Raw genomic sequence first — 25,158 nt, forward strand, 5'->3', positions numbered from 1 at the left:
AATATGATTGTAAATGAAATTTCAAATCAAGTATTGACGGTCATGTCATTTTATTGTAAGATTTAATTACACGCATCACGAAAATAATTTAATATGTCAGTTTTAATAACATGTAACCGTAAGGGCATTAGTTATTGAAGAATGCAAGTTTTCTTCTATAACTATGCCCTTTTTTTGTTTTTTCAAATATTGAAGGGGGTTGGTAGCAAAAACGACTAAGGAAAATTCAACCCGGTAAACAGGAAACGCCATAAATAACAATCAGACTTATTAAAAAAGGGAGAAGATGAACACATGAACATGAAAAAATTTTCAACAATGGGCTTGGCTGCATCCATGGTACTCGTAGCTGCAGGTTGCGGTAAATCCGCTGCTCCGGCTGAAACAACAAAACCGGCTGCAACAGCGGCGCCGACAGCTGCTGCTACAGCGGCTCCAACTGCTGCGGGTCCCAAAAAATTATCCGGTGATTTTGAAATCCAATACTTTGTCGGCGGTTTTGGCGACAAATGGTGGAAAAAAGTTATTGCTGATTTCCAAGCAGCTAACCCAGATCTGAAAATTAAAGAAAGTGCGGGACCAAAAATTAACGAGCAAATGAAGCCCCGCTGGATCGCTGGTACCCCACCTGATTTCGTATACATCGATGGACCTGAATTGTTCGATCGTCAAATGGTTACAGACGGACAGTTGGAAGATTTGACTGACTGGATCAAAGACGCGAAGAACGTTGAAGGCGAGAAAATCATTGATTTGCTTGCTCAAAAACCACAAGAGTTTGATGGTAAAATCTACAATATTCCATTCGTTATGAGTTCTTGGGGTATTTTCTACGATAAAGCCCTATTCAAAGATAAAGGATGGGCTGAACCGAAAGACTTCGAAGATTTCTTAGCTGTAAGTGAGAAAATTAAAGGTGCCGGAATTAATCCATTCATCCATACTGGTAAATATCCATACTACATCAACGGCGGCGTATTGTTCCCAGCAATCGTATCTGCTAACAATAACGACTACAAATTGCTACAAGATATGGCTACAAACAATCTTGAAGCTTGGAAAAACCCAGCCATTATCAAAGGTTTGAACAAAATCGTTCAAATGCGTGATAAAGGTTACATCGACAAAGCATCCGTACAAATCAATCACACGGATTCCCAATCCTTATTCCTGCAGCACAAAGATGCCTTTATCCCGAACGGCCTGTGGCTGCCAAACGAAATGGCCAAAGACGTTCCAGCAACTTTTGACTTCGGCTTCATTCCATCCATTACACAAGATAAAGGTGGAAAAGTTGTAGCAAACACGTCCACAGCAACTTTTTGTGTAGCGAAAAAAGCGAAAAACAAAGAAGCGGCAAAAGCGTTCATGCAGTTCGTATTCTCCAAAACACAAGCTTCCCAATGGGCTGAGCTTAGCGGTGCTCCTTCTAACATTAAAGGTGATATCTCTTCTTCCAAAGCGCCTAACTTCGTTAAAGACGCTGCTAAATTCTTATCTTCACCTGATACGGTTGTTGTGCCAACCGTTTCCTTCGCGGCAGATGTAGACAAAGCTATGCAAGATGCATCTGTTGCTTTAACAATCGGAACGATCACGCCTGAAGAGTGGGTAAAACGTGTTTCTGATGTCGTAGCAAAACAAAAGAAATAATAACTAAATGAAGCAGAGCGGAGAACAAGGAAGGCAATGGCCTTAGGAGTTCTCCGCCATTTTAATGATAGGACGGTGAGGATAGAATGAAGACCAACTCAAAAATGTGGAAACGGAATTTGTTCATCGCTTCATTCATCATTCCGACTTTTCTGTTCTTCTGTGTGTTTACGATATACCCTGTTATACAGGCTTTACAGAAGTCATTCTATGATTGGTCAGGAATGTCAGAGAATAGTACATTCATCGGATTCGATAATTTCGTCGAATTATTTAAAGATCCAATCGTACTAAGAGCCATCGGGAATGACTATTTTTTAGTGGCTGGTAAAGTTATTGGTATTATGATTCTGGCGACTTTCTTTGCTGTTGCTTTAACACGTTTCAAATTGAAAGGCGCAGGCTTCTTCCGAGCGATATTTTTTATCCCGAATGTAATCTCTGTTGTTGTTATTGGTGTACTCTGGAACTTCATCTACAATCCGCAAATCGGCTTCTTGAACGCATTCTTGTCTCTTTTTACAGGGAATAAAGTAGATATAACTTGGTTAGGATTTCCACAGCATACGATCTGGATGTTACTGCCCCCTACGATTTGGGCTGGTATCGGTTTTTATATGATTCTGATGATTGCTGCAATCGTGAATATTCCTGCTTCCTACTATGAGGCAGCTAATATAGACGGAGCTGGTCAATGGTCGCAATTCCGTCACATTACCATGCCGCTGATCTGGGAGCAAATTAAGGTTTCCATTGTTAATATCGTAATTACGACACTCAACGGGTCATTCGTTATTGTTCAGTTAATGACGAATGGCGGACAACCTGATAATACGACCCAAGTAATGGGATCTTATCTGTATCGGATGGCGTTTCAACAATATCATTTCGGTTATGGAGCAGCCATTGGTGTCATGATCTTAATCGTTTCACTGATTACTACCCTTATTCTGCAGCGTATCATGCGCCAAGAAGCAATCGAAATGCATTAAGGTCATCCAAGGATAAACGGCACCGTCGTCCTTCAGGACGAACGCGTTTGTCAAGGTTGATGCGAAGTAAAAGTATAACACTTATACTTCCTTATCAACTCAGAAAATGATACTGAAGGAGGGGAACCATCGTATGGTCATCAAAAATCCGTTAGCCAAAATGTTTGTTTGGATCATTCTCCTTATTTGGAGCGTTGCTGTCCTGTATCCATTAGTTTGGACATTGCTCGATGCACTCAAAAATAATGAGCAATTTTTCTTAAATGCCCCTTGGGCTCTGCCCAAATACCCGCTGCTATGGTCGAACTTCTCCTATGTTTGGAGTAAATATAACTTTAGCACCTATTTCATGAACTCCATTGTTGTCACCGTTGGAAGTACCCTTCTGGGTATGATTCTTGCCGCGATGACTGCGTATATCCTAGCTAGGTATGATTTTAAAGGAAATAAAATCCTCTTTACGATTTATGTCTCATCGATGATGATCCCGTTCGCGTTAGCTCTGATTCCATTGTTCTTCTTGCTGAATGATTTGCATTTGATCAATACGTGGTTGGGCTTAATTCTTGTCTATGCAGCACTTAATCTTCCTTTTGGTATCTTCCTACTTGTGGGCTTCTACAAATCACTGCCCAAAGAAATTGAAGAAGCGGCAATCATAGACGGGACATCCCATTATGGTACCTTCTTCCGCGTCATGCTGCCGTTGTCACAGCCGGGTCTTATCACCGTTATGATTACGAATATGCTGAATAACTGGAACGAGTATTTCCTTGGTGTTGTCCTGACCAATGAACCTACCAAATACACGCTGCCGATCGGCCTTGCCGTTATGCAAGCTGAAATGCAATATCGTGTAGAGTGGGGGCCATTATTCGCTGGACTGCTTATTACAACGCTTCCAACGCTGATTGTTTATATCATTTACCAACGCCAAATCGCAAGTGGGATTACAGCGGGAGCTGTGAAATAACTGCACACAGAGTTGCATAGAAAAAACACCTTATCCTAGAGGATTTTATCCTTTCGGGTGGGTGTTCTTTCTACTATAATTGGGGTAAGGCAAGAGCAAACAAGAAACGGCCAAACTTGTGGGCTTCTATAGGTGACATGACATGAGATCGATGTATATATTGCAGAAAATTGGACGTTCTTTGATGATTCCGATTGCGGTGCTGCCTGCGGCATCTATTCTTTTACGTATTGGGAAAATGACTTTTAGTGATCCATTTCTTATGCAGGTGGCTCAGATCTTTGAGTCTGGCGGGAGTGCGATTTTTGATAATTTACCATTCATTTTTGCGATTGGTATTGCCATTGGGCTGACTTCCGGCGACGGGATTGCAGCCTTGGCAGCTGCTGTTGGTTATTTAGTTTTCGACAATGTTCTGAAGCACTTTCAAACGGGAACCGATTCTGCCGATCAACTGGACATGGGGGTATTAGGCGGTATGCTCGTCGGTGTGCTGTCGGCTGCCTTCTTTAACAGATTCCAACATATTCGGCTGCCCAAAGCATTAGGATTTTTCGGAGGGAAGCGATTTGTTCCATTAATAACGTCTTTGGTTATGGTTTTTCTTGGCGTGTTGATGGGTTTTATCTGGCCTCCCGTACAAAGGGGCATTAGCGTTATCGGTTTATGGATCGTTGATAATGGAAATATCGGCGTATTCATCTATGGGATCATGAACCGGTTGCTTATCCCAACCGGATTACATCATATTATTAATAATATCGCATGGTTTCAAATCGGAGATTTTAGTACGCCAACCGGTAAAATCGTACATGGCGATATCTCTCGATTTTTCGCTGGAGATCCAGAAGCGGGCATGTTCATGACGGGCTATTATCCCGTGATTATGTTTGGTCTTCCAGCCGCAGCCTTAGCGTTGATTAGAAGCGCGTCTCCTTCTAACCGGCAGCTTGTTGTTCCAGTCATGCTGAGTGCTGGCTTGACCAGCTTTTTAACAGGTGTAACGGAGCCAATTGAGTTTACATTTATGTTCGTAGCGCCAGGCTTATATGTGATACACGCTTTGTTAACCGGCTTTTCCATGTTGATTATGAATATCCTTCAGGTGAAGATGGGCTTTGGTTTTTCAGCTGGCTTTATTGATTTTGTTCTCAACTGGCATGTATCTACGAAGCCCTATTGGATTCTCATCGTTGGTATCGGGTACTTTATCCTATATTATTTAACTTTTCGTGTGTATCTTCATTACTTCCCGGTCAAAGTGTCTAGTCGGGACGATACAGCTCAGCTAGAAACAGAAGAAGTCACGGGCGCAATCGAAACGAAAGAAGATCGCCCATCCAGCATTCTAAGACATATTGGCGGGCCTTCTAATATTATCTCAATTGATGCTTGTATTACACGCCTACGCTTGTTGGTGAATGAGGAGAATCTGATCATGGATAGCGAGCTCAAGGAGCTTGGTGCTATCGGGGTTATCAGGCTTGGCAAAGGTAACGTACACGTTGTGTTCGGTACTGAATCCGAACAAATTCGTGAGAGTATTAAACCTATGCTTGTTGATACGCAAAAAGACAAATCAGGACGAGCCTTAGAACGCGGAGGTGTCTTATGATTGAACGGACAATCATTCATGTACTGTCACACAATGTGGTGATGGCACATTTGACATCAGGTAAAAATTCGATTGCTTTTGGTAAAGGGATCGGATTCAAGAAAACGCCAGGTATGCTTATTAGTGAAGGTGAAATCACACAAGAATTCCTTCTACATACTTCGGAGGTTCTCAAGAACTATGAACAAATTTTGAATGCGGTCGATGTGAAAATTATCGGAATTACGGAGGAAGTCATCGCTTATGCACAAAGCATGCTGGAAGGCGACTTCTCTGAAACGATTCACGCCTCGCTAGTCGATCATATTAATTTTGCAGTCGAACGGCAGAAACGCGGGATTTTCATCACCAATCCTTTTGCATACGAAATTGGATATATGTATCCAGAGGAATACAAAGTAGCCAAGAAGTCCGTTGACTTCCTCAATGATCATCTGGATGTTAAATTACCGGAAGATGAGGTCGCCTTCTTGGCCATGCATTTCAATGGCGCTCGCAAAAAAGAGCAAGCTTCTGATTCCCTAGCGGTAGTCAGAGTGGTATCTCAGACAATTGAATCTGCCAAAGAATTAGGTTTTAATTTTGACGATTCGTTCTCAACACTGCGGTTCATTAGTCACTTGAAAGGTGTTATTGAACGTGTTAAACAAAAAAAGACACTTCAGAACTCGCTGCTTGGAAAAATTAAAGAAGAGTATGGAGACACCTATGTGAAAGCGAAAGTGTTATCACTGATGCTTAGTGATTCTCTTCAATTAGAAGTACCTGATGATGAAACGGGGTACTTGACGATGCATCTGGAACGGCTGCTTCAGCGAACAGAAGCATAGGCTTGTTATAGTTCGAATGGATTCCCTTGCAACCTTCATGGAGCAGGGATTTTTTGTTTGAAAAAGAGGTTTAAGCCTTACAGTGGATTGCATAATTGCACATTGTCAGCTAAACTGACTGTTAGAGTCATTAGAGAACGGAGTGCATAGGACATGCTGTATAAAAAGCTAGGAAAACCGATCTTGTTCCGAATGGATCCGGAGAGGGCGCATCATCTCACAATAGACGGTTTAAGTGTTGTTGGCAGCTTCCCAGGCGGGAAACAATTACTCAAATCGATGTATGGAGTGCCTTACTCACCACTCATGGCCCAACAATTATGGGGACTACAATTTGCAAATCCGATAGGTCTAGCAGCAGGTTTAGATAAAAATGCTAAGGCGGTTAAAGGATTCTCACAACTAGGCTTTGGTTTCATGGAAGTAGGCACAATTACACCAAAGCCACAACCGGGCAATGAGCTGCCGCGGCTATTTCGTCTTCCAGAGGACAAGGCACTTATCAACCGAATGGGCTTCAACAATGTTGGTACAGATGAGATGGCGAAAAATTTGATAAAGACAGGAAAGCGCGATATCCCTGTAGCTATTAATATAGGTAAGAATAAAACGACGCCGAATGAACAGGCCGAAGAGGATTATAGGGCCTGTATTCGGGAGTTGTATACATATGGCGATTTCTTTGTAGTGAATATTAGCTCACCAAATACACCGGATTTGCGTAATTTACAGCATGGGAATGATTTGAAGCGATTGCTTGATGCGGTTACAGCCGAAATGCAGCTTCAGCAGGAAAAGAACGGTCACACAGGTAAACCTGTTTTGGTTAAAATTGCGCCGGATCTCACTGATGAAGAGCTTGAATTAACCGTAAAAACGATTAAGGACAGCAGTATTTCTGGGATTATTGCCACCAACACAACGCTGAGCAGAGAAGGGCTCGTACATTCGAATCGCGAGCAAGCAGGCGGATTAAGTGGAAAACCTCTTACTGAACGATCCACCGAAGTCATCAGACGTGTCTATCAACTGACGGAAGGCAAGCTGCCGATCATAGGGGCGGGAGGAATTTTTACCGCGCAAGATGCCTATGACAAAATACGGGCTGGTGCCAGCTTGGTGGAGGTTTATACAGGATTAATCTACGAAGGTCCCGGAATTCTTACAAGCTTAAATAAGGGGCTTCATAATTTGCTAAAGAAAGATGGGTATACACATATATCCCAGGCAATCGGCGCAGATCAGAACTGACTTCATTCGGAATGGAGGATAAAAGGATGGATGGACGAGACTGGAAGAAATTTCTCCTGCCTTACGAACAAGCAGTAGAAGAGTTGAAAGTAAAGTTCAAGACGCTGCGTAGTGAACTCAAGAGTAGAGAAGAGTATGCACCTATTGAATTCGTTACGGGACGTGTTAAAAAAATATCCAGTGTGCTAGAGAAAGCGAAACGGTTGAACGTGCCGATGGATCAATTAGAGTCGGGTATCGAGGATATCGCTGGTATTCGGATTATGTGTCAGTTTGTAGAAGATATCGAGCGTTTGGCCGTGCTTATTCGCAGCAGGCAGGACATGAGTGTAGTCTACGAAAAAGATTATATTACGAATAAGAAACCGAGTGGTTATCGCAGCTTTCATATTATTATTGAGTATCCCGTGCAAACTGCTTTAGGTATGAAACGAATTTTAGCCGAAGTACAGATCCGGACGCTCGCGATGAATTTCTGGGCTACGATCGAGCATTCTCTGAATTATAAATATAAAGAGCAATTGCCTTCAGAGGTTAGAGCGCGTCTTAGCAAAGCCGCCGAGGCTGCTTTTCTATTAGATCAGGAAATGTCCAGCATTCATGGCGAGATTGTTGAATCTCAAAGGATGTTTGAAGATAACTCGAATTTAATAAATAAAGTGCTCAATAACATCCAGGAGCTTTATTTCTATCATAGATTTCGGGAAGCTGCTCAATTTCAGCTAAGATTTAACGAGATTTGGGAAACGGAAGATGGGTTGAGTGATCTGTCGTCCGACATTGAGGCTGCAATCTCCAGAGCGAAAAAAGGAGATCAAAACTGATCTATGGGTGCCTACGATCGCTTATATGTAGAATATTTGTATTATTTTAACGATCGGCGTGACTATTTTGAATGTCATGAAGTGATGGAGGAGCTTTGGCTGGAGGAAGGCCGAAGCCCTTTATACCAAGGTCTACTGCAGGTTGCAGTGGGCCTTTATCATCATGCGAATGGTAACGTAAGCGGTTCCATAAAGCTCTTTCGTGCAGGTTTGGATAAGTTATCGCCTTACCCTGCACATGCCCTGGGGATCGATTTGGAAAAGTTGATTCAGGATAGCCAAGAGTACCTAAGCAAGCTGCTGCGTATTGAGGTTGAGCCGTTCGCCCCTTATGATTTGGACATTCGCATCCTAGATGATGAACTGAGTGAACTTTTTGCGGAAGTGAAGCGTCATCCACCCCAGCATGATGTGGAGGAAGGCCATGATTGAGGTTCGTAAGCTGAGCAAGTTTTATCAATCAATGTTTGGACATTTGGGCCCGTCCTCTCTAAAAATTAGGTGAATAACAAAAGCAGCGGAATCTCCGCTGCTTTTGTCGTAGGATTAACCTTTATATTTTTGGAAAAAGGCTTTGAAAGTCTCAGGTGTATTGCCACCAGTTGCTCCCGACTCAGGGACACCGCCAACAATTCGCTCAACTTCTACACCATTTTTGTAATAAACAAGTGTAGGTGTTGATTCGATCTTATATTTCTGCCAGCCATCTTTGAATTCCTCCAAATTGAACTGTTTAACATCAATACCAAGCTCTTTTTCCATTGGAACTAGAACAGGGGTCGTGATTTTACAATGCGGGCAGGTCGAAGCGTAATAATATTGAAAAAATGTTTCTTTGTTCTTCAGTCTTTGATCCAAATCTTTAGGTAAAATTAGGTTCTGATAGTTTGGATCATTTAATTGTTTCACGGTTTCCGGATTTAATTTGGATGCCGCAACGCCATATGGATTGCCAACGTTGGCTTTGTCCGATGAATTGGTAGATTGCTGATTAACGAAATATAAGCCTCCAAATAAAATGACTACAATGCCTAGATACAAAAGCAGCTTCTTCATGAGTGCACCTCTTTATAATGTTTACTATCTTCTATTTTCTATAAAAAGTATAGCATATCCTGTTTATATTTTGAAAAAAATTGGCTGTTTGGTGACAAGTCAGCTATAATACCGATAGGTTATTGAACGAATGGGAAATGAAGGATAAGAACGAAGAAGAGAGATTGAAAAGATAAAGATTTAAGATGAAAAGATAAAAATGAAAGAGAAGATGTCGAATGACAAAGCAGCTGCCTGCCCTTTTTAGGGAGAAAATGATTGATTTATTAGGTGAAGATGAATTTGAGCAGTTTCTAGAATCGTATGACCATCCGAGAACGTTTGGATTAAGGGTGAACACGGCGAAGATAGATAAGGCCGATTTCCTGGCAAAAAGTCCATTTGGGCTGAGCGCGGTACCTTGGGCTTCAGAAGGGTTTTATTATGAAGAAGGCGAACGTCCTGGGAAGCATCCCTATTATCATGCAGGACTTTACTATATTCAAGAGCCTAGCGCGATGGCGCCAGTGGAATTGCTACAGGTACGACCTGGGGAGCGAGTACTTGATTTATGTGCTGCGCCTGGTGGGAAATCGACTCAAATAGCTGCTAAGCTTCAAGGCGAAGGAGTTCTTGTCGTAAATGACATTCATTCCGATCGTGTGAAGGCGCTTGTAAAAAACCTAGAGCTGCTAGGTGTACGGAACGCTGTCGTTTTGAATGAGAAGCCGGAGCGGATGTTAAAGGCGTTCCAAGGTTATTTTGATAAAATATTAATTGATGCTCCTTGTTCAGGTGAGGGGATGTTCCGCAAGGAAGAAGAGATGATGCTACAATGGGAGCGTCATTCTGTGCAGGAATTTGCTAGTATGCAGAGGGTACTGCTTGGACAGGCTGCACAAATGCTTGCGCCCGGCGGAATGATTGTGTATTCGACGTGTACGTTTTCTCCAGAGGAGAATGAAGCGCAGATTGCAGAGTTTTTGGACAAGCATCCGGCGTTTGATGTGGTTCCGGTTGAAGGTTTTGGCTCTGGACGGCCGGATTGGCTGCGTGCGCCTTGGTGTGAGGAGCAGTTTTCAACCCGCGCTCTGGAGGCTGTAGTGGGGACGGCCCGGTTGTGGCCGCATCGCCTGCGGGGCGAAGGGCATTATGTTGCCGTGCTGCGACAGGATGCTGTTGTGGAAGCAGGAGATGCCGGGATAGATGCCGACTATGTGTCGGCATCGGGAGTGGGGAAGCGCAGCGGCCGCGAGGCGCTGCGGGGGAAGGGCCGCGCGGAGACGTCGCCTCGCGCGTTAGTGAGCTTGGAGCCGCTTGAGGCGTTCTCGGGCGAGCTGCTGCGCAGCGAGCCCTTCGCCCTCTCGCGGCTCGTGTGTTACGGCGAGCACGCGTATGCGTCGCCGGCAGGCTTGCCCGAGCTGCACGGACTGAAAGTCGTGCGGCCGGGCTGGTACATCGGCGCGCTGCACCGCGGCCGATTCGAGCCGTCCCATGCGTTAGCCATGGGACTGCGCATGCTCGAAGCCAAGCGAGCGCTGAGCTTGGCTTCGAGCGACGAGCGAGCCCTTCGGTACCTGAAGGGCGAGACGCTCGAGGTCGCGGAGAGCGAGATCATCCGCGACCCGGATGTGACCCAGGCAGCCAAAGGCTACTGCCTTGTCTGCATTGAAGACCATCCCGTCGGCTGGGGCAAATGGCACGACGGGATGCTGAAGAACGAATACCCGCCCGGCTGGAGGTGGACCTAATCGGTCATGAAACAAACACAACGGCTCGATAAAATACTCGCCCATGTGGGCATCGGCACGCGCTCTGAACTCAAACGCCTCGCCAAAGAAGGCGCGATTTTCGTTAACGGCGTGAAAGTTAAAGACAGCGGTATGCAGGTGAATCCCGATACCGATATCATCAAGGTAAACGGAGAAACGGTTCTGTACCGGGAGTTCGTTTACCTGATGATGAATAAACCGCAGGGGGTCGTTTCTGCTACAGAGGACAATCGCGACCGCACGGTTGTTGATCTTTTGGATGCAGCTTATGCGCCATTCGAGGTTTTCCCGGTGGGGCGACTGGACAAGGATACAGAAGGCTTCCTTTTGCTAACCAACGACGGGAAGTTGGCGCATAACCTACTCTCTCCGCGTAAACATGTACCTAAAACGTACTTCGCCAAAGTCGAGTGGGAGGTTAGTGAAAAGGATCGCGAAGCGTTTTCCAATGGTGTTACCTTGGACGACGGCTACGAAACGCTCCCAGGTATTTTGAAGATTTTAAAGATTGGGAACGAGTCAGAAGGGGTACTCTCAGAAATCGAGCTAACGATTATGGAGGGCAAATACCATCAAGTGAAACGGATGTTTCAAGCCGTCGGCAAAAAAGTTGTATACTTGAAACGGATTTCGATGGGACCACTTGCGCTAGATCCAAGCTTGGAATTGGGTCAAGTGAGAGAGTTGAGCGCTGATGAACTCCTCGCTTTACGTAATGCTCACGAATCTCAAAATTAGAGATTTACAAAACTACTAGTATATGGTATTTTCAAACAAGAAGAAATATTGTGTGCGTGCGGAAGAACCGCCCATGTATCGCTGTGTGCTATGCGATTGCTGGGCGGTTTTTTGTATGCATTATTGGATCTTTTAGGTGAAATAGGTAGACATTTACAGGAAGTTAGTGCGATACTACCGATAATGGTAAGTCTCGTTTTGAATTTAATGTATGACCAATAGAAAGAGGCGATTTTTGTGAGAAAAAGGTTTTTTATTATTTTAAGTGCGGTACTTTGCGCAGCATCCATAGGCTATGATGCGATCAATTCATCAGCACAAAGCCCTATCAAGTTCACGGACACATCCCAGCATTGGGCGGAACAGTCCATTCAAAATGCAGTGGAGAAGAAATACGTTGATGGTTATGAGGATGGGAGTTTTAAGCCCGATGAGCCAATTAGCCGTGCAGAGTTTATTAAAATGCTATCTTCAGCAACTGGTGAGAAAGTAAATAAGGTAGAGGGGAATGACTGGTACGTTCCCTATGTTTACAAGCTAAAGGAGCTTAGTATAATCCCAGTGGAATTTCCAGAGAGGTATACTGAGCCACTTCAACGTTTTGAAATGGCTATGTTAAGTGCTCGGAGTGTGGATAAAGCTCTGAAGGGAACTATGCTTGATGCTGTGAAAATAGGTTTGATTCATGGTATCAACACGACAGATTTAGCACCATATGGTTCAAGTACTCGTGCTCAAGCGATTACGGTCATAGAGCGTATTTTGTCTGCTAAAAAAGGTGAGAAGTTACCTCTAGATAAGTATGCGATTAGTCAGGCACTCATTGAGGCAACGAATAGTAATGTCGAATATGCTCTTGGACTAAAATCGCAAAATATTGGTAAAACATGGAGTGCGGGGCAGGGTGCTACGGTTACTTTAGACCGAGTGGTCATCGCAGATCCGTCCAATGAAAATGATCCTTATATGGCATATATCGATACATCGAACTGGTATCGTAATGTAGATAAAAATAGGGATGTTGTGGTATTAAGTAAATTCACAGTTAAAGTAGACAAATCGGCTGATAATAATTTTAATTTATTTGTAAATCAATATATCACTTTATATGATCGAACTGGAACTTTACTACTCTCGAAGGATGGTTTACCGAGAACTATCCGTTTCGCTGTCCCAGGAAGTTATTCGGGTTATTTAGCTTATGGTATTAATAGAGTTGATGCTAAAACAGGCTTAACTTTTGATATGGTTGGCAATAAGGTTGTAATTGCAAAACCTTAGGAGGATATTACATTGCGTAATTTAGTTGCAAAAATCATGTTTTTTCTAGTAATAACTCAATTGGTAACCCCTTTTATTGATAGTTTCCCTGTTAATGCTGTTAGTAATAAAACGTTATATTATGACTACGAGCAAAGTCAGTTTAAGGAATCACCTGTCAATTCACAATATTCTGCATCACTAATAAAACAGATAAATAAAGACATTAGTCCTTATTTATCTGGTAATATTGCTTCCGTAAAAATTTTCAATAATGGGGCTGAAATAGCATGCTCGAGTTGTTACACGGGCTCAACAATTAATATTTCTTCGATAAATGGAACTAAAATACCAGTATATGGTATCTCTGAAACAAAGCCAGGACATCAAATTTATAGACAGCCTCCTGGGGAAATATGGGAGCATAAAGGTGAAGATACCCCTCCAGTGGAGTTTAATGGTGCTTCCGGAAATCCTTCTCCCTATGCAGGACTAATACCGGCTCTAGGCAGATATAGATATACTGTAAATTCTTTTGATTATCGAGATGTAGGTGGCTCAGAAAATGGACCCGATTTACGTTATACCTATGATTCAAATCAGTACAAGATATCTGGAAAATCTGATTCAACTGCAAGTGGTGATATTGAAAAAGATTATGGCAAAGAAGGATGGGCAGTTACAACTGCGTATGAAGTAGATCGCCCCAATCGTTGGTTTTTAGATGAATCTTTAGTCAGACTTGAGTCCGGATCACCTGAAATAACCGATGGTGATAAGTTGGTGCAGAGTACCATTGCAATCGTTGGAGCTGTCCAGCATTCAGATTCACAGGCAATTCCGTTATCTTATGGGAAAGGGAAAGCGGATGGCCAAGGGATGATTAGAACAATGTTAGCGCTTGACGGTTCAGTAAACCCAGTAGATTATGAGGAACTAGATGCACTTACAGGAGGCCAGACGCCTCCTTATGGTTTACTGCGTAACTATCATATGTACGCCATCGGCAAATGGAAAGGAACCACCTATAAATACCAAACCTACATAGAAGTCACTTTTGTCCCACCCGACAAACCCGACCTTGCTGCCTTATCCATCGACGCAGGCACATGCGTACTTTCAAACGTCAGTACCAACCTCACCATCAAGTTCAAAAACTCCGGTGTATCCATCCCTAACGGAACAGCCTTCCAAGTAACCCTTTCGTCCGACGGCGTAGTATTCAGAACTCTATCCTACTCATCTGGTTTGGCATCTGGAGAGACCATTACCGAGATCGTCCCCTATACCTTCATCGGAACTAAAAGCCTAACGTTAACCGTTGACTCCAATGACAATATCTCTGAAACAACCTCCTCGAATAACGTTCTTACTCAAATCATCACACCCCAAGCTAGCTGTACACCAAGCGGGGGTAACTTCAGTGGTAAGACCTCAGCCGATAAACCCGCAATTCCATGGAAAGATTCCAATCTCATTAAAGCCGATTGGACGATTCCTTCTGGCTGTGCGCCAGTTCGAGGAAGGTTCATTTTATCTCAAATTACGGGTGAATATATTCAATATGGTTGGAGTGCGCTCAACAGTACTTCCGTTAGTGACATGTCTATTTTTGCTTACGGGATGATGGGTTTTACGGGATATCCTGGGAATATGACAAGCGGAGAAGTGGTTATCGAGTATAAACTTGAGGATAGCTGTGGAGGAACATCTTATTTCTATGATGGAAAGTTTACAGTTGGTCCTAAACCCCCTAATAGACCTCCACAATTCGAAATCGGTTGGTTTCCTGATAATGACTACTTCAGCCGTACACCAATTTCAGAGGCTGTTGTTGGTGACAAGTTAAATGTAAGGCTTTTGCCTGAAGTTGCACCAAACCATTATGATCCAGACGACGATATTGTATCTTTCGAGTGGTTGTTCCCAAATAGCTCAAGTACTTGGATCAAGAGCTTTCCTTCTATGGGCTATTTAAAAGCAGAGGATAAACTAACATGGCTAACGGCATCAACAGCAGGTGACCATACGATTACGGCGAAAATGTGTGATGATAAGGGAGCATGTACGCAAAAGGATGCGACTATAACAATCATGCGTCCTGAGCCTATTCCTTGTATAAACGTTCCCAGTCGTGTCGTACAAAATCGTCCTCTTGCACCTAACGCTGTTAATGGTGCATGCAGCAGGGCAGCCAAAAACAGAACAATAACTGAGTATTTCTGGACGAATAAGTTACCCGTTTATCCCAATGTAGGCATAGAAACGGTAACCCTAGAAGTAAAGGATAATTACGGGGTACGCAGCTTGCCAGAAAATATGGCTATTAAAAACATTAACGTAGTCGAGGATAAACCTCCAGTTGCAGTTATCAATCTGCCTCTTTTCGCGGTAAGGGGAAATGTTCCTTTCAAAGATATCTCGTATAGTCCTGACGGAGATGTGATTGTAGAAACGTCTATTACGTACGTATACGATAGTAATAATGACGGAATTTATAACGATCACCTGCCGTTGAATATACCAATATCTGTTGGAGGATCAGCTTCCCTTTCTGCTACGAAGGTAGGTAAGTATAAGTTAACAGTAAAAACAAAGGAAGATTGGGGTTTAACGGATACCAGAAGCTATGTGGTTGACATTAAAAATGATTCTCCCGAAGTAGCCTTCACGGTTACGGGCGCGAATCCAGAACCTCCTAGGTATACTACGATAAACGAAAATGAAATGTTAATGGCATTTGGTGATCAGTGGCAAGGTTCAACATTAACGAACTCTAATCTACATAAAACTAGGGATATCGGTTTGACCTATAACACGTTCACGAAAGGATTTACATCTCATTATGGTAAGGCTCCATACAAAGCTCCTGCTAGTGGCCTAGTATTTACTAACGCATCTATAACCGTTGGACTTGACGTTGGAAGTAGTTATTACATTCCTCCTTTGTATGGCACACAGTACTTAGGTAATAAAGGCGGAGTAGCTGTTCGGGGTAGCATTCCTTACACTTTACAAAAGGTTGATTGGCAGTTTAAACCTTATGGGCAACCTGTAACTTCTGATTTAAGTGGGCTTTATACAGCGCCTACTGCAAGTAACACAGGAAATTACCTAACATATGACGCAAAAGGCGGAAGCTACAGTTTATCCTGTAGATACTACTATGTTGATTATAGCTCCGATGATGACGAGTATCATTGGTGGTGCGATTACACTAGAAAAGATGCCTCTGGGAATGTTTCGTGGGTGAAGAGCTTCGAAAGTACGTACTATTACATAATACAATATTTTTCCCTGCCAACTCAGCCTTATCAAGTGGCTAATGGCAGCTATATGGAAATTAATGATGATGGAACTAAGATTAAAATACCTGCTGTTCTTGAAAACCCAAGTTATTGTTACTGGTGCGCTGGCGATCCGTCGAAGTGGTACGACGTAGAAACAGGGTTAGAAGTTCCTACTGGAACAATAACTAGACCTAGTGCGAGTAGCGGAGCGATTTATGAGGACTCGCAAGTAGCTGTCTACGGTCATCAAGACTACACGAGCATTTATAGCAATTCTAGCTCTAGTAGTAGTGGAAGCAGCTCTTCTGACAGAGGGACATATACCAATTATCTTACTTCTTATAACAAAAGTACTGGTGTTACTAAACAACTAGATGTAAGTGTTGTAAACCATGATGCCAGTAGTCAAAGCCATGATGGTAGTGTTATTAGGGGAGACGGTTGGGATAGAGACACTGCTACGATGGTGCAAGTAAAATGGGATGTTTCTGGGGATGGATATGTTTATATCGTAGACGGCCTAAACAAAGTTATCGTTGCTGATAAATATGCTGCTAAGATTGCTGAGTATACAACGTCTAATCTACGTCCAAAAAACTACCATAGTAATGAACAATCTCTATATGAAGACAGACAATTTACCATAACCGCATCTGGATTTGGAGCTGGCGGAGAATATTACTTACATCTGCAAGAAAGATATTACAAAATTAGACGATATAATTTCGTTTGGCAATCTTGTGGCTCATGCAGTGTAGGTAGCTATGTATCGAGTTATGACGAAGATACAACTGGCTCTTATAACAAGTACTATTACTACACGATAAAAGGAGCGATTGCTAGTCCTAACGTATATGCATCCTCTGAGGTAGGACAAATCCTTAAAAAGGGTACAGATATTCCTGATGCAGATTACTATTTTGACTTTATGCAGACGAGTATTAATAATAGCATAAATGCCCCTTCTGGATTTAGTTTTAGGGCGCAAAATAATAATAATATGTATAGGTTAGAGATTACATCCAATCGAGTTGCTCTATCGAAAATTGTGAATGGCAATCGTACTGAACTGAGATCAAGTCCGATTAACCTCAATACGACTGATTTCTTAAACCTTAAGATATCTGTTAGGGGAGCTAAGATTAAAGTTAGGTTAGGACAGCTGCCCATTTTCGAAGTATCTGACAATACTTTCGCTTCTGGTACTTACGGAGCGTTTATGGGAGGCTTCGGGTCTCATTTGCGCAACGTGTACGTTAAAATTCCAATTGTCGATAACACAAAGATAAGTGATACGGGAATTGCAGGGGAAGTTTTAACCTATGGAACTACCTACAATGACCCTGAAAACGATCCTCATCTTATTATTAAAGACAAATGGAAGTATGAGCATACAAATTCAACTAAATTTTTAGATGCAGGAGATGGATTGAGCGGTTTATCCTTTTATAACGGTCAAACCGTAATGGGTGATCCAGTGAAAGCACTTGATAAAGTTGGCTTATATAAGTTGATATATATCGGAGCTGATGATCCTTCTCCTACTGGTTTTGCTTATCCTAACGCAGCTTTTGCTGAGTATTTATCCGAGTCTGATCCATATTCGAGAAACGTCCTAATTCATCGCAGGCCAATAGGCGTTATATCTTGTAGTCAGGATATTTACTATAAAGTCACTTGCGATGATTCCCAAAGCCATGATCCTGATAGATGGTTATCGACTGATAATTATTCGACTGAACCGACTGGAATTAACTATGCCACAACAAAAGGGATACTTGATCGCAGGTACGAGCATGTTCTACCTGACGGAACAACGGTATCAGGACTTATAAACAGAGTCACTGAAATGGGATTATACACATTTAGGGTAGCTGTGAAAGATGAATATGGGGCATGGTCTGACTGGGCAGAATCATATATCTGGTTAAATACTACTCCCGCGAACCATGCGCCGTTTGTAGACATAACTAGCCCCGCTAGTGCTGACTATAATAACCCGTCTGGTGCATCGAAAACTAACCCACTACTTACTTGGAACGCGGTCGATTACGACGCTGATAGTTATATTGTAAAATCTGAAATAGATATTCAATATTACTGGTATGATTACTATAGTAATCCGCAATATAGATGGGTAAGTCAATTCTACCCTCCTATATCTCCTAGCAGCAACCTAAGAAGTGACGGAGTTACAGTCGGATTAAGTTATACAGTTCCAATGACTTTACAAGGTTACACGTATAAGGTAAGGATTAGAGTTCAGGATGAAAAGGGGGCATGGTCGGAGTGGTCGGAGAAGTATTTCAGTCAAGGATTCCCACCTACTGCTAAACTGACTTTCCCTAACGGAACGCAATCAAATCCTACTCCCATCACTAGTGGGATATTAATACCTTCTTGGGATCAAAATGATCCAGATGTTCCGACTACTTATAGTAGTTTTAACTATAGAATACTGGATGCAAACGGTGTTCAAGTTACTTACGATTATTATGGGTATACGAATAATGCATTAAGAGGAGGCAGCTACGCCCACTGGTGTAGTTATAATAGCAATTCTAATAGTTGGAGTGGCTGTGATTACGAGACTACAGCCAACTCTTGGACAGCCCATCCTACAGAGCAATTTGGGTTATCCGTTATTGCTAATCAACTTGGCCCTTTTCAAGTTCAGGTAAGAGTTCATGATGAGAAGTATTGGTCAGGATGGTCTAACTCTGGATGGTTTACAATGAATAGACCTCCTTCAGCGAGTATGACAATTCCAAGTGGAACGCAGGCTGCACCTACCATTTTCTCTGAACTGCGGCCTACGTTTCAATGGAATCAAACCGATCCAGATCTGGGTACAACCTTCACCTATTTTCAAATGCAAATCACCAATGAGGCCAACGATGCGGTACTAGATACTGGGCAGTTCTACCAAGGGACTACTTCAAACTTGGGCAGCTGGAAGAGCAACCAGGATCTCCCAGCTGGTCAAAAACTCCGAGTCAGAGTTAGGGTGTTCGATGGGGTTGCATGGTCAGATTATTCAGCGCAAACTTGGTTTTATATCAATCGAGCACCAGTAGCCGAATTTGATTGGTCTCCGAAGCCGGTTTGGGAGGGCGATGTGGTTCAAACCACCAATACCTCCTTCGACCCTGATGGCGATATATTATCCTATCAGTGGAAGGTTGAGCAACCAAATGGGGCGATAATGAATTTTTCTTCCAAGGATATTTCGCATCAATTCCTAAAACCTGGTGTTTATAAAGTGACGCTAACCGTGTCCGATGGACTTCTTCCAAATACCACTGTAAAAATGATTGCAGCCATCCCCTTGACGATTCAGTCTGACGTGACATATACAGATAATTGGCTGCTTTTACATGAAAAAAGTGGCCACCGAACGGTGACCGTACCTAAGGATTTCTACTCCGGTGAAATTTTCGTTGTTTCTAGTAAAAGCTCACCTGCCCCTGTAGATGAAGTAACGGCATGGATCGATACAACCGGTTTAGATGGGCATTCGATTTATGTGTCCGAACGATTAGTGGCAGCAGGAGATGCTGCTTCGTTTAATGGGAAACTTTTTGATGCTAAATTCCAGTCATTTACGGAGGGCTTGCCTCAAGGCTTGCAAACCATTCACTTTCAAATACGTTACCGCAATGGTGTTGTGAAAACGGAGGATATTCCAGTCCAAATCATCGGCAATGTCAATAAATCAGTCGGTGTTCATCGGGTTCAATAAAGAAAGGCGGTTATCTTCGGATAACTGTCTTTTTTATGTAAAAACGGTGAATACAAGGTTGTCCTATGGTACAATAGGTCGATAAAAAGGTGAAACACAAGGGAGAGCGAAAACCTTGAAATATCGATTAATAGCACTAGATGTAGACGGAACGCTTTTAAATGATCAGCATGAATTATCCGAGCAGACGATAGAAACCATTCAGGAGGTACACGACCAAGGGTGTCATATCGTGCTATGTACCGGAAGAGCTCCTAGCAGTACGCTGCCCATTCTTCAACAGCTCGGGCTGGAAGGAACGATGATTACGCACAATGGGGCGGCAACGGTTCATGCAGATGAACGGGGGCAGACGTTAGTTAATGAGTTTGCTTTTACGCTTCCAGAAATTGGACCGATGTTGGATTATGTACGTAGAGAGGGCATTCATTTCGATGTATGTACCTCATTTAACATGTACATTGAACGGGTTGGTGAGTACGAAAAGCAGATGTACAAGAAGTTTCTGGTCAACCCAAAACTCGTAACAGATGTATCAGAGCTTGGGCTGCCAATTGTCAAATTTACACTTTTTAGCCAGCCTGAGGTGCTGGATCGTGTTCAGACGGAATGGGAAGAGCACAAATTAGTTGGTCATTTGCGTATGATTCGCAGTGGCGATTTGTTTATTGATGTGATGAGCGCAAAGGCCAATAAAGGCAATGCTTTGAAAGCTTTGGCCGCATCTTTAGAGATTGATCCAAGTGAGATAATGGCTATCGGAAATTATTATAATGATCTGGAAATGATGGCATTCGCAGGGCTCGGTATCGCTGTAGCGAACTCACCGGAAGGCGTTAAAGAAGCCGCGGACGCTATCACCTCTTCTAATAATGATGAAGGTGTGCATGAAGCCCTAGTAAAGTACTGTTTATAATATAAAATTTCGATAAAATCCTCAGTTTTTGAGGATTTTTGTCGTTTCAGGGGTTCTTCCTAATAATTGGCTATGGTAGAATGAGGAAAGAAAATTCATAACGGTGGTGTAATGATGGGGAATGGGAAGAAAGCTTTTAGTAAAAAAGAGAAAATAATAGGAGCAATTGTTATTACGGCGATGTTGGCTCTGCCTTTTATAGTTGCTCCTGTGCAGCAGGGGTATGCATCAAATACTGAATTTCCTACATCTACTCCTACTCCTACTCTTACATCTATTCCTATATCTACGCCAGTGGAAAAAATACAGACCATTGTTGTACCTTTGAACGGGACGAAATATATTGACTTAAATGCAATATATAACTCCAAAAATATGTATGTCACACCGGATAAAGATAATGGGAATGTTGCGAATGGCCATATCTTGGCGGGGAGTGAAGGGATTTTAGAAATAAAAGGAGGTTTAGTAGGCAAGGCGACTTTTACTGTTTCTGGAATAAGGTATGAACCATCTTATTCGCAAATAACAGACACTTTTGAAGTCATCGTAATTCCTAATAAAGGAAATGCCGATGAATTTAAGTTTGATATTTCGAATGTTGTTAATCTTATGAAAGAATTTACACAATTTCAGACCGTTGATCAAGTACAAGGATTGCTTAGCAATGTCGATCCTAAAACAGTAATGAATATAAGTCCATTTAACCATGAGCCTTCTAATTCAGCTCCTTACCCTAAAATAACCACTTCTAAAATTGTGGGAACAGTACAAAACGTTATTCCAAGTTGGAAAATTGCAGATCAAATTAATCATTTCTTTAATGATGATAATGACGATATTTTGCATGTATATTTTCTTGGTAATAGCACCGAGAATATGCAAATCAACACAACAGAAGATGGCAGTGTAGAATTAATGCCACTAAGATCAGGTGATTTTGACTTAGATGTTCTTGTTGCAGATCACAGTGGGGGAATGGCGAAGGGGAAGATCCCATTTCATATCAACAATATTGAGACTTTTTACTTAGATACTGGAACTTCTATTACCGTAGATTTATCTAACTATTTCTCATTTATAAATGCTAATACCAATTTTAATCTTATTGGAGCCTCAGATTATGTGACTATTTCAGGTACTAAAGTTACGTTTACTCCAACTCCTGATACTTTGACTAAGACTTATACGATATCAGCCGTTAATGGAGATAACAGAGAAGATCGTAAATTTAGGGTTACTCTTAAGGATGGTTTAGTGAATAGAAGTTTGATCTTAGGAAGTCAATTAAACTTGAATTTGCAAAGTTTGTTAGTACCTTTTACCGGTTCTTCTGTTACCTATTCGGTGTATTTAAACAGTGCATCGGTCACAGGACTAACTTATGGTATTGATCATACAAATTCATTGTATTTAAGTTCGGAATTTACTACAGAAACGAATAATCCGATAGACCTCACGATTACAGCTAAAGATGAAACGAATCATGTAACAATTAAAGATAAATTGCAAGTAAGTGTGATTCCAATGTCTAAAACTGAATCAAATCGTGGGTTTAAAGTTGCGCAATTATTTACAAATGAAAACGAATGGACAGATGCTGTTGTGAGTTCTTCGCCAAGACTTAAATGAATCTTAGTAAATAATAAAGGGACGGTTCCGCTGTCATGTGCTATGACACTGGGAACCGTCCCTTTTGCATGTCACCATTTGCTTGGGAGATTGTTAGGATTACAGAAGAAAAGAACGAGTGATGATAACCAACAAAATGTAAAGTACCAGTATTGCACCAACGGACGAATATGCTCCTACAGCGGACATGTATAAATCCCTCCCCTTTAACACTGTAGGATAGCATATGAAATTATAGTCAGATGTGTATAGACGTTTACCCTGAATACTCATATATTGGACGATGTTGGGACAAGCTACAGAAGAATCATAAGAACTGTAGAGGAGGCGAATAAAGTCGTGGCCGATATTATGCTTAGACCCGACCTGAAAACAGCAGGCGGCGAAGTCTGCGATATTATGTATAATGGGGAATTTGTCGGTACGTTAACGCTAGTCTACAGGGAATCGGATCGACTCAAAGGCTCGATCCATCTGGAGCAGCAGTCCATTACGATCGTGGACAAGAAGAAGGTTTATCAATTCGTCCAGGAGTACGTTCAGAATGTCAATGATGCACTAGGCATCAAGGAGTGTGAGGTATTAGTTAGTTATAGTGATTATGATTTCGTTATCTCGACTGACCATGCCTTACAAACAGCAATGCTCGAAGAGGACTTGATGTCGGATGCCCACGACCATGACGATGAAGTCGATTATGAGTGGGAGAGTGATGAAACCCGATTCGATGATATCGACGCAGATAGTGGACCTGAGCGTATGGATATGATTCAGGAACGTAAGAATCAACGGGGCTATGAGCTTGTCATTGTAGGGGAAAATAGAAACCGAGTGGAGTATCATGTATATGATAAAGACTCGGAATTGGTTGCAGAAGTTGCTATTGATATGTACGGTTCCGATGTGATTGGGGAAATAATGTGGCAATTTGATCCTTTTGATGAAGAAATGGATATGGTGACTGAGCTCGTAGTCGCAGATTTCAATGAGGATGAAACGGACACGTTCATTTTCAATATGATCTATAATGGCGAAACAATTGATACGGTTGAATTAACACATATTGATTTATTAGATTTGGTTGATGACATAAAGTCAGATGTGATGATGCCTCCTGATCAAGAGGATTACACAATTATTTTGGCGAGGGATGACGGAGATACACTGACTTATGAAATTTACCAGCAATCCTATGGTGGCTTACCAATTGGTACCGCAACGGTGGATATCAGTTCACGTCAGCTAACGGGCTTTATTGATTTTCGTGAGCCGGGAGATTCGGATGATCGAGAGCTTATAGCATCATTACTGCTTGAAGAATTGGATAAAGAAAAAGAGTATGAAACTTTCAATGTATCCATGCTGTATCGAAATAAACTAATTGACGAAATTTGGTTCGAAACGGATCAATTTCATTGAACTAAAACAATAAAAAAAGGCATGAACTCCCATATACTTATGGAAGCCATGCCTTTTCCTGTTCGTTAAAAGGAGTTGGAAACGGTGATTTGATCTAAGGGTAGACGACCTCCAGATCTGGCAGGAGCAGCAGCCAAACCTACGCTAATCAGCATAACAGGCACAAAACGTGCAGGAACGTTGAAAGCTTCAACGAATTTGCCAGCATCGTAACCACCCATAGGGCAAGTGTCGTAGCCAAGTGCTTTAGCTGCAATCATGAGCTGCATAGCAGCTAGGGAAGCGTTACGAATAGCTTCGTCACGAGCAACTTGCGGGTTTTGATAAGCCCCTTCGATTTGAGCGATAAGATTGTCTTTCAATTCTTTCGGTATGAAGCCAGCTTCTACAGCCGGACCAAAAACGAGTTCAGCATTTTTGTTAGCTTCAAGATCGCCTAAAATAGCGATAACAACGGAGCTTTCTATGATTTGCTTTTGTCCATATGCGATAGGAAGCAATTTCTCTTTTTGAGCTTGATCGTCAATAACGAGAAGCTTCCAGTGTTGAAGATTCCATGAGGATGGAGCTTGTGATGTAGATTTCAACAGCTGCTCTAGATCAGCTTTCGGCATTTTATGCCCTGTTTGATATTGCTTCACGGAATGACGGTCTTGCAAAACTTTTAAAACATCGGATTGTACTTGTGTGCTCATTAGGTTTTCCTCCAGGATAATAATAAATTCTCTTTAGTGTGTTTCTGTTGCTGAAAAACATTCAATAAAATATTGGGGGAAGTGTCTCGAACTGTAAACAACTAAACATTAACACTTTACTGTAAACATAAATGTTATAGTTATTGTTGTCAAGATAGTCTTCCGCGATGTCGTAAAATGTTGGATAATGGAAGCAAGAAAGGGGATGTTCCTCTTGAAAATGACGCAAAAAGAGCTGAGTCACCTTATTTTCTTGTCAGAGGTTGTCCTGACCGGGAAAAAGAAGAGCCTTATGGATGAGACACTACAATGCTTGCTTTATATCGTAAAATCGGTTGAAGAAGTAGAGCTTCCAGATACCGTTGTCGATCAAATTGAAAGTCTTACGGCTTTAATTGAATCGGATTTACGGAATGAGAACGAACGGATTCAGGAAATCCGCGGTCATTTGGACTGGTCACAGAAGGGAAGACGGAATCCGGCGGATAGATTGTGAGAAATGGTCTCCTCATGATATAATG

The 25,158-nt window shown here is 42.2% G+C and carries 19 protein-coding genes; 16 read left to right on the top strand and 3 right to left on the bottom strand.

Annotated features, from left to right (window positions below; all coding sequences use genetic code 11):
• Window positions 1-300: 300 nt before the first annotated feature.
• The 8 genes from BLT91_RS18365 to BLT91_RS18400 all read left to right on the top strand — a co-directional run bounded on the left by BLT91_RS18365 (window position 301) and on the right by BLT91_RS18400 (window position 8,570).
• Entirely contained in the window at window positions 301-1,653 is a 1,353-nt protein-coding gene (locus tag BLT91_RS18365) for an ABC transporter substrate-binding protein (RefSeq protein WP_254777012.1), read from the top strand.
• Window positions 1,654-1,739: 86 nt separating this feature from the next.
• Complete coding sequence (locus BLT91_RS18370) at window positions 1,740-2,645, top strand: carbohydrate ABC transporter permease (RefSeq protein ID WP_090823527.1); 906 nt, start codon at window positions 1,740-1,742, stop codon at window positions 2,643-2,645.
• Window positions 2,646-2,778: 133 nt separating this feature from the next.
• On the top strand, window positions 2,779-3,618 hold the full coding sequence (locus tag BLT91_RS18375) for a carbohydrate ABC transporter permease (protein ID WP_090823529.1): 840 nt from the start codon (window positions 2,779-2,781) through the stop codon (window positions 3,616-3,618).
• A gap of 142 nt (window positions 3,619-3,760) precedes the next feature.
• Complete coding sequence (locus BLT91_RS18380; RefSeq protein ID WP_254777013.1) at window positions 3,761-5,233, top strand: PTS transporter subunit EIIC; 1,473 nt, start codon at window positions 3,761-3,763, stop codon at window positions 5,231-5,233.
• Window positions 5,230-6,063, top strand: a complete 834-nt coding sequence (locus BLT91_RS18385) for a PRD domain-containing protein (protein ID WP_090823531.1) — start codon at window positions 5,230-5,232, stop codon at window positions 6,061-6,063. Before BLT91_RS18380 ends, BLT91_RS18385 begins: the two co-directional genes overlap by 4 nt.
• Before the next feature lie 153 nt (window positions 6,064-6,216).
• The gene (locus tag BLT91_RS18390) at window positions 6,217-7,314 is read left to right on the top strand and encodes a quinone-dependent dihydroorotate dehydrogenase (RefSeq protein ID WP_090823533.1); all 1,098 of its coding nucleotides are present in this window, start codon (window positions 6,217-6,219) and stop codon (window positions 7,312-7,314) included.
• A gap of 26 nt (window positions 7,315-7,340) precedes the next feature.
• Window positions 7,341-8,138 carry a GTP diphosphokinase gene (locus tag BLT91_RS18395; RefSeq protein ID WP_090823534.1) on the top strand — a complete coding sequence of 266 codons (798 nt, stop codon included), beginning with the start codon at window positions 7,341-7,343 and terminating at the stop codon, window positions 8,136-8,138.
• Window positions 8,139-8,141: 3 nt separating this feature from the next.
• Window positions 8,142-8,570, top strand: coding sequence for a DUF309 domain-containing protein (locus tag BLT91_RS18400; protein ID WP_090823536.1), 429 nt, complete (start codon window positions 8,142-8,144; stop codon window positions 8,568-8,570).
• Between the two features lie 114 nt (window positions 8,571-8,684).
• Here BLT91_RS18400 and BLT91_RS18405 read toward each other — a convergent pair whose 3' ends face one another.
• Window positions 8,685-9,194, bottom strand: coding sequence for a thioredoxin family protein (locus BLT91_RS18405; RefSeq protein ID WP_090823538.1), 510 nt, complete (start codon window positions 9,192-9,194; stop codon window positions 8,685-8,687).
• 218 nt (window positions 9,195-9,412) lie between these two features.
• On the opposite strand from BLT91_RS18405, the gene BLT91_RS18410 reads away from it, so the two are divergent.
• The 6 genes from BLT91_RS18410 (at window position 9,413) to BLT91_RS18435 (ending at window position 22,523) form a co-directional block, all read left to right on the top strand.
• Window positions 9,413-10,924 (top strand): RsmB/NOP family class I SAM-dependent RNA methyltransferase, encoded by a 1,512-nt coding sequence (locus BLT91_RS18410; protein ID WP_090823540.1) that lies wholly within the window; start codon window positions 9,413-9,415, stop codon window positions 10,922-10,924.
• A gap of 6 nt (window positions 10,925-10,930) precedes the next feature.
• Window positions 10,931-11,683 (top strand): pseudouridine synthase, encoded by a 753-nt coding sequence (locus tag BLT91_RS18415; protein ID WP_090823542.1) that lies wholly within the window; start codon window positions 10,931-10,933, stop codon window positions 11,681-11,683.
• Window positions 11,684-11,920: 237 nt separating this feature from the next.
• The gene (locus BLT91_RS18420; protein WP_175532384.1) at window positions 11,921-12,964 is read left to right on the top strand and encodes an S-layer homology domain-containing protein; all 1,044 of its coding nucleotides are present in this window, start codon (window positions 11,921-11,923) and stop codon (window positions 12,962-12,964) included.
• A gap of 12 nt (window positions 12,965-12,976) precedes the next feature.
• Window positions 12,977-19,975 (top strand): PKD domain-containing protein, encoded by a 6,999-nt coding sequence (locus BLT91_RS18425; RefSeq protein ID WP_090823546.1) that lies wholly within the window; start codon window positions 12,977-12,979, stop codon window positions 19,973-19,975.
• 115 nt (window positions 19,976-20,090) lie between these two features.
• A complete protein-coding gene (locus BLT91_RS18430) occupies window positions 20,091-20,891 on the top strand; it encodes a Cof-type HAD-IIB family hydrolase (protein WP_090823548.1) in 801 nt (266 codons plus the stop codon).
• A 111-nt stretch (window positions 20,892-21,002) separates the two neighbouring features.
• Window positions 21,003-22,523, top strand: coding sequence for a hypothetical protein (locus tag BLT91_RS18435; RefSeq protein ID WP_141225027.1), 1,521 nt, complete (start codon window positions 21,003-21,005; stop codon window positions 22,521-22,523).
• 99 nt (window positions 22,524-22,622) lie between these two features.
• On the opposite strand, the gene BLT91_RS32975 is transcribed toward BLT91_RS18435, so the two are convergent.
• Window positions 22,623-22,712 carry a sporulation protein YjcZ gene (locus tag BLT91_RS32975; RefSeq protein ID WP_141225028.1) on the bottom strand — a complete coding sequence of 30 codons (90 nt, stop codon included), beginning with the start codon at window positions 22,710-22,712 and terminating at the stop codon, window positions 22,623-22,625.
• A gap of 150 nt (window positions 22,713-22,862) precedes the next feature.
• Between BLT91_RS32975 and BLT91_RS18440 the strand changes: the two genes are divergently transcribed.
• The gene (locus BLT91_RS18440) at window positions 22,863-23,942 is read left to right on the top strand and encodes a hypothetical protein (protein WP_090823554.1); all 1,080 of its coding nucleotides are present in this window, start codon (window positions 22,863-22,865) and stop codon (window positions 23,940-23,942) included.
• 65 nt (window positions 23,943-24,007) lie between these two features.
• On the opposite strand, the gene BLT91_RS18445 is transcribed toward BLT91_RS18440, so the two are convergent.
• Window positions 24,008-24,637, bottom strand: coding sequence for a nitroreductase family protein (locus BLT91_RS18445; RefSeq protein WP_090823555.1), 630 nt, complete (start codon window positions 24,635-24,637; stop codon window positions 24,008-24,010).
• A gap of 220 nt (window positions 24,638-24,857) precedes the next feature.
• Here BLT91_RS18445 and BLT91_RS18450 point away from each other — a divergent pair, with 220 nt between their 5' ends.
• Window positions 24,858-25,133 carry a hypothetical protein gene (locus BLT91_RS18450; RefSeq protein WP_254777015.1) on the top strand — a complete coding sequence of 92 codons (276 nt, stop codon included), beginning with the start codon at window positions 24,858-24,860 and terminating at the stop codon, window positions 25,131-25,133.
• Window positions 25,134-25,158: the final 25 nt, after the last annotated feature.

It is taken from the genome of Paenibacillus sp. yr247 (genome assembly GCF_900103825.1).
In the GTDB taxonomy this organism is placed as follows: domain Bacteria; phylum Bacillota; class Bacilli; order Paenibacillales; family NBRC-103111; genus Paenibacillus_E.

Coding starts and splice junctions, on each gene's coding strand:
- BLT91_RS18410 (WP_090823540.1), top strand. CDS start 9,413: ATGACAAAGCAGCTGCCTGCCCTTTTTAGGGAGAAAATGATTGATTTA.
- BLT91_RS32975 (WP_141225028.1), bottom strand. CDS start 22,712: ATGTCCGCTGTAGGAGCATATTCGTCCGTTGGTGCAATACTGGTACTT.
- BLT91_RS18390 (WP_090823533.1), top strand. CDS start 6,217: ATGCTGTATAAAAAGCTAGGAAAACCGATCTTGTTCCGAATGGATCCG.
- BLT91_RS18405 (WP_090823538.1), bottom strand. CDS start 9,194: ATGAAGAAGCTGCTTTTGTATCTAGGCATTGTAGTCATTTTATTTGGA.
- BLT91_RS18445 (WP_090823555.1), bottom strand. CDS start 24,637: ATGAGCACACAAGTACAATCCGATGTTTTAAAAGTTTTGCAAGACCGT.
- BLT91_RS18365 (WP_254777012.1), top strand. CDS start 301: ATGAAAAAATTTTCAACAATGGGCTTGGCTGCATCCATGGTACTCGTA.
- BLT91_RS18375 (WP_090823529.1), top strand. CDS start 2,779: ATGGTCATCAAAAATCCGTTAGCCAAAATGTTTGTTTGGATCATTCTC.
- BLT91_RS18380 (WP_254777013.1), top strand. CDS start 3,761: ATGAGATCGATGTATATATTGCAGAAAATTGGACGTTCTTTGATGATT.
- BLT91_RS18395 (WP_090823534.1), top strand. CDS start 7,341: ATGGATGGACGAGACTGGAAGAAATTTCTCCTGCCTTACGAACAAGCA.
- BLT91_RS18450 (WP_254777015.1), top strand. CDS start 24,858: ATGACGCAAAAAGAGCTGAGTCACCTTATTTTCTTGTCAGAGGTTGTC.
- BLT91_RS18370 (WP_090823527.1), top strand. CDS start 1,740: ATGAAGACCAACTCAAAAATGTGGAAACGGAATTTGTTCATCGCTTCA.
- BLT91_RS18385 (WP_090823531.1), top strand. CDS start 5,230: ATGATTGAACGGACAATCATTCATGTACTGTCACACAATGTGGTGATG.
- BLT91_RS18415 (WP_090823542.1), top strand. CDS start 10,931: ATGAAACAAACACAACGGCTCGATAAAATACTCGCCCATGTGGGCATC.
- BLT91_RS18400 (WP_090823536.1), top strand. CDS start 8,142: ATGGGTGCCTACGATCGCTTATATGTAGAATATTTGTATTATTTTAAC.
- BLT91_RS18435 (WP_141225027.1), top strand. CDS start 21,003: ATGATGGGGAATGGGAAGAAAGCTTTTAGTAAAAAAGAGAAAATAATA.